We start from the raw sequence: 5,242 nt of genomic DNA on the forward strand, positions 1-5,242 counted from the left end.
CCCCTGCTCGCGGGCAATCTCCCGGGCCCTGAGGGCGTCGTTGTAGACCACCCGCGCGCACCCGAACGCCTGCGCCAACGCCGTGCGCTGACCGGCGCTCGGATACAGGCGGAAGCTGTACCGAAGCTGCACACGGATCACGATACAAAACTGGTTTATGGGTATCGATGAGAACATTCGTACGGGCCGTCACTGTGTTTTTCGCATGCATGTCCACTTGGTTTTCGTGACGAAGTACCGGCACTCCGTCTTCGCCGACCAGCACCTGACGCGGTGCGAGGAGATCATGCGGAGCGTGTGCGAGGACTTCGAGGCCGAACTGGTGGAGTTCAACGGCGAGACCAACCACGTCCACCTGCTCGTGAACTTCCCGCCGAAGGTCGCCGTCTCGAAACTGGTGAACTCCCTCAAGGGCGTGTCCTCGCGCAGGCTCCGCCAGGAGTTCCCCGACCTCGTCCGTCACTACTGGCGCGCACAGCGCCTGTGGTCCGGCTCGTACTTCGCCGGGTCCGTCGGCGGCGCACCGCTCAGCATCGTCAAGCAGTACATCGAGCAGCAGAACCGGCCACTCTGACTCTGGTCAGCGTGAACAGTGCGGATCCGTGCACACAGCCGAGGTCAGAGCAGGCCAAAGATTCACTTCACCACCGGGCTGAAGCCCGGTGCACTGCGAATAGCCCCGGTAGCAGCCTGATCCGTACAGACCAGCCCTTCCTCCCACGGACCGTTCCTCACGTACACCCGGAACTCGGACTTCCCGTTTCCGGGTGATACGTGAGCTTTCCAACATCGTCCGTATTTATAGATCATCGGATGAGCCTCAGGCGTACGCTGTACAGCCTGCCCTGCCGCTCCTGCCGCTCCCCTGCGACGTCGCGGCGCTGTTCCGGCTCGGGGAGTAGTAGGTGCTTGAGAGTGTGGGTGCGCTGACCGGCAGCCCATGGATCTACGCCGTGGTCGCCATCTCGGTGCTCCTGGACGTGTTCCTGCCCGTGCTGCCCAGCGGAGTCCTGGTGATCACCGCTTCCACGGCAGCCGCCGGTTCGACGACCGTCGCAGGTGCGGCCTCCGCCACGCGCGCCGCCGCGCAGGTGTCCGAGGTCCCCTCCCTCCTCGCCCTGATCCTGTGCGCGGCCACGGCGTCGGTACTCGGCGACCTCGTCGCGTACCGGCTGGCCTGGCGCGGCGGCGAACGCCTGGACCGCGCCATAGCCCGGTCCAGACGCCTCACCGCCGCGCAGGAACGCCTCGGCACCGCCCTCGCCCGGGGTGGCGGCATCCTCGTCATCATTGCCCGCTTCGCCCCGGCCGGCCGCTCGGTCGTCTCCCTGGGCGCGGGCGCCTCGCATCGCAAGGTGAAGGAATTCCTGCCCTGGTCTGCCCTGGCGGGCGTGGCCTGGGCCGGCTACAGCGTCGGCCTCGGCTACCTCGGCGCCCAGTGGCTCGGCGCCACCTGGGTGGGCACGGCCGTGTCGGTCCTCGCCCTGTTCGTGGCGGGCGCGCTGGCCGCGTACGTCATGCGCCGGCCGGCAGCGGAGGCGGCCGCCCAGGCATCGACCGCGACGCCCACTACGACGCCCACTACAACGTCCTGACGGCGCCCCGTACCGTTCCTGAACTCCAGCAGCCTGGCGGTCGCCTCGGCGATCTGAACCGCCCGCCTCACCGCTCATCGCTCCTTTCGACCGCGGGCATCTCGTACGCACCGTCGAGGATCTCGGGCGCCGGCTCATAGAGGCTGAGCACCGGCCAGAAGTCCCCGCCGGGCGAGGGCAGCCAGTTCGCCGCGGCAGCCGGGTCGGCCGGCCGCTCCCTCTGAATGTGAATGGTCAGCGAACCGTCCTCGCCGTAGACGAGGCCCGGGGTGCGGTCACCGACCGAATATCGCGCGGCCGGGTTCTCGACGAGGTGGTAGTCCGGAGTCCCGCACATGGTCACGGACCAGAACGCCCCGACCGGCGGCTGTCGCTCGAAGCGCAGTGTGTAGGAGCGGGCGCCGTTCAACTGCTCACCGTCGACGTCGCAGAAGGTGTGGGCGTACACCGCCTCGTATCCGTGGATCCCCCACGGCCCGCTCCGTGCCGCCACCGCTCTCCGCGAATAGGAAGCCTCCCGGTCCGAGATCCGCCACTCCGGGGAGTCGATGGTCCCGACGCCGTGCCAGTCGAGGTTGTAGTCGAAGAGGTGCGGATTCATCTCCCAGCCCCCGCCCGCCTCGGCGAACCGGCTCGCCTCCTCCACCACCCGCGCCCTGCCCCGCACCAGGCCCTCGGTCAGTGCGTGTACGAGGGCGGGGTCGGCTGACACGTACGGCGACGGCCCCTCCTCCAGCAGGCCCAGCGGCTGGAACCGGTCCTGATAGGCCTGGTCGGCCGCGGACGGCGGAAAATCGGCCATCCACACCCTGAGCTGCTCGAAGAACCTCAACGGCTCCGGTACGTCGGGGTCGGGTGCCGGGAGACCCGTGCGATGGGTACCCGGTTCAAGAAGCGTGAGGGCGAGCTGCGCCTGAAGCTCGCGGACCCGCCCCATGTCGTCCGGACCGTTGACGGCGATGCGGCCGATGACTGAGACGACGGAGGTCGGTGCGTCGATCACCCCGCGCACCCCGTCCGGCACGCTGCCCGACCAGCCAGGTGGCACGACGAGCCAGTCCCCGGCCTGCGTACCGGTGGCTCGGTGGCCGACGTAGGCGAAGTTGTTGGTCCAGACGTCCACGAACTGCAGCACGTAGTACGCGCCGTCCGTGTCGGGGACATGGAGCAGGACCGGGCCGCCGGAGAGGTCGAGTTGGGCGATCGAGCAGACCGTGTCGTTGCCGAAGGGCACGAAGTGCATATCGGGGGAGGTCGGCTGACCGGAGTGCGCGAAGTGGTTGAAGGGCGCGGGCGGCAGCGGGCCGAAGCCTGTGTGCATGAAGTCCTGGACCATCGACAGGTCATGGACCAGCGGATACCCATAGACATACGCCTCGGCGGCAAGGGCGACGAGTTCTTCCGTGTTCTCCTCCGACACCGTAGTCCTTCCATTCGCTCGCTCACTTGCTCACGGCAGGGCTGAGCACGGACCAACCACCGTCCAGGCCGGTTGAGTCAGCCCGTACGCCCTGATGGCTCAAATGACCGCCTCCGCAGGCGCCGTGCACAGGGCCCAGATCACGAATGCGTCGATGGCAATGGAGATGATCGCCCAGACCGGCTGGTACGGCAGCCAGACGAAGTTGATGACCAGGCTGATGGCAGCAAGTACCACACCCAGTGCACGGGCCCAGCCGGCGCCCTTGAGAATGCCCCAGCCGACAAATCCGAGCACGATGCCGAGGACGAGGTAAATCCATCCCCATGCGCTCACGTCGAACTTGAACGTGTAGTTCCTGACGTGCGCGTAGACGCCGTCGGAGGCGATACCGGTGATGCCCTTGATCACTCCGAGGACACCATCGACGAGAAGCAGCACGCCGGCGAACATGATCCCACCGGCCGCCCAGGGGCTGATGCCCCCGGGTTGGGCGGAAGGGGCCGGGCCGGGCGTGGACGCTGTGTGTGCCATGGAAACTCCTAGGCCGGAGCGGGACTGCAAGACAGAACCGACCCTGCGTGGCACCTCCCCGGGCGACCACCCGTACGTACGCGCCCGTGCGGGTGACGCCCCGAGAGGCTCGGCGGTGAAGCCGGGCAGCCTTGCGTCACGCGAGAACCCGCTCCGCGAACGGCCGGGGCTACGGTGCCGGGGCTGGGGTGCGGGGGCTGGGGCGCCGGGAACCGCGACACCTTCGAGACCCTGCACGTGAGCTTGCGGCCGCGCTGGACCTCTGATGCGGCTTCACCGGGTCGAATCTAGACTCTCAGAGGTCTGAAATGTCACAAATGAGTGAGGTGTGCAGCATGGCCAAGCGAGGAAACAAGCGACGCGGCCGCAAGAAGAAGAAGGCCAATCACGGCAAGCGTCCCAACGCCTGAGCCGACCGAGCAGGCAAGCCCACGAGGCCGGGATCGTCGCTCCTACGCAGCCGCCTGCCGAGCGCTGACGCCGCGGTCCGGGCGAGCGGGCAGGAAAGCGAGCAACACGGCCGCCAGTCGCCGGGGTCCGGGCACTCGGCGACGACGTCCGCGCCGCTGTGCAGGACCCGACAGGGGCGTGCCTCGTCCACCACCTGCTTCACGCCCCCGCTGACCGCGTAGGCCAGGACGGTGCCGATGCCGGTGAGCACGGTACCGGCGGACAGCCGGGTGCTCCCCCCCGCCGTACGGCACCCCACCAGGCCCACACCAACAGCAGCCCGAGAGCCACCAGGGTGCCCTCGGTGGCCACCTCCAGCAGCGGCGCCGCCCACGAGAAGCCGTAGGCCACCGCCCCGTTCAGCGAACGGTACGCGGACGCGGATGAGCCGCCCGTCACCTCGACGGCTTCCGCGTTGCCCGATCCGCCAGGGGCAAGCCCCACGACGGCGGCCGCGTCCACCCCCAGAACGACACAAGCGGCCAACAGCCGCCCGTTCCGAATCCTGTTTCTTCCAGCTCTCGTTGTCATGGGAAGTGAACCTAGAAGCGCGGGGAGCGGGAGACCCGGGCCGAATGGCAAGTGCCTACCCCCGACGATCGTCGGCCCCCCGCCGCGACTGCGTCGGGGGGGCGGGTTGGAGCCTTGCTGTCTGTCAGGACCGGCGACCTCGAACGCAGAATCACGCTGTGGTCCTGAGTGGTGCCTACGGGAAGTATCTGCCGGCCGCCATCAGCTGAGCCCAGTCACGCCGACGTCACGCCGCGGTGATGCCCAGCACCCACGATGGCTGGTGCAGGCCAAGTGCAAACCCGCTTTCACCCGCAAGGAGAACACCATGATGAGAAGCATCCGGCAAGGAATCCCCCGCGTGATCGGCGCGTCGTGCTTGGCCGCGGCGCTCGCTGGCGGGGTGGGCGTGACGAGCGCCGCAGCAGCGCCCCAGGACCTGGCCAGGGCCCCGTCCGCGGCGCCGAGCGTGGACATCTGCACTCCGTCCCACCCGCAGTTCTGCACCGGCAACGTGCTCCAGCAGGGTGCTCAGACCGGGCGGGGCAACGGCAACGTCCTCCAGCAAGGCGCACAAACCGGGCGAGGCACCGGCAACGTGCTCCAGCAGGGTGCTCAGACCGGGCGGGGCAACGGCAACGTCCTCCAGCAGGGCGCACAGACCGGCCGGGGCAACGGCAACGTCCTCCAGCAGGGCGCACAAACCGGCCGGGGCAACGGCAACGTCCTCCAG

The 5,242-nt window shown here is 68.5% G+C and carries 7 protein-coding genes and 1 pseudogene; 4 read left to right on the forward strand and 4 right to left on the reverse strand.

The window, feature by feature from the left end:
* Positions 1–132: helix-turn-helix domain-containing protein (locus ABT115_RS14545; RefSeq protein WP_351788971.1), on the reverse strand; the 132-nt coding region annotated here is incomplete at its 3' end.
* A 25-nt stretch (positions 133–157) separates the two neighbouring features.
* Between ABT115_RS14545 and tnpA the strand changes: the two genes are divergently transcribed.
* Positions 158–574, forward strand: coding sequence for an IS200/IS605 family transposase (gene tnpA, locus ABT115_RS14550; protein WP_351788587.1), 417 nt, complete (start codon positions 158–160; stop codon positions 572–574).
* 331 nt (positions 575–905) lie between these two features.
* Entirely contained in the window at positions 906–1,595 is a 690-nt protein-coding gene (locus tag ABT115_RS14555; protein WP_351788590.1) for a DedA family protein, read from the forward strand.
* 67 nt (positions 1,596–1,662) lie between these two features.
* Here the strand turns inward: ABT115_RS14555 and ABT115_RS14560 are convergent, their stop codons facing one another.
* Positions 1,663–3,015, reverse strand: a complete 1,353-nt coding sequence (locus ABT115_RS14560) for a DUF1254 domain-containing protein (RefSeq protein WP_351788593.1) — start codon at positions 3,013–3,015, stop codon at positions 1,663–1,665.
* Between the two features lie 99 nt (positions 3,016–3,114).
* Positions 3,115–3,549: a DUF7144 family membrane protein gene (locus ABT115_RS14565; RefSeq protein ID WP_351788596.1), complete on the reverse strand. Its 435-nt coding sequence runs from the start codon at positions 3,547–3,549 to the stop codon at positions 3,115–3,117.
* A gap of 335 nt (positions 3,550–3,884) precedes the next feature.
* Here ABT115_RS14565 and ABT115_RS30875 point away from each other — a divergent pair, with 335 nt between their 5' ends.
* The gene (locus ABT115_RS30875) at positions 3,885–3,959 is read left to right on the forward strand and encodes a 50S ribosomal protein bL37 (RefSeq protein WP_099504217.1); all 75 of its coding nucleotides are present in this window, start codon (positions 3,885–3,887) and stop codon (positions 3,957–3,959) included.
* A 199-nt stretch (positions 3,960–4,158) separates the two neighbouring features.
* On the opposite strand, the gene ABT115_RS14570 is transcribed toward ABT115_RS30875, so the two are convergent.
* Positions 4,159–4,461 carry a hypothetical protein gene (locus ABT115_RS14570; RefSeq protein ID WP_351788599.1) on the reverse strand — a complete coding sequence of 101 codons (303 nt, stop codon included), beginning with the start codon at positions 4,459–4,461 and terminating at the stop codon, positions 4,159–4,161.
* Positions 4,462–4,837: 376 nt separating this feature from the next.
* On the opposite strand from ABT115_RS14570, the pseudogene ABT115_RS14575 reads away from it, so the two are divergent.
* Positions 4,838–5,242, forward strand: a pseudogene (locus tag ABT115_RS14575) (hypothetical protein); the annotation flags it as partial.

Source organism: Streptomyces sp. NPDC001832, from assembly GCF_040297265.1.
In the GTDB taxonomy this organism is placed as follows: Bacteria; Actinomycetota; Actinomycetes; order Streptomycetales; family Streptomycetaceae; genus Streptomyces.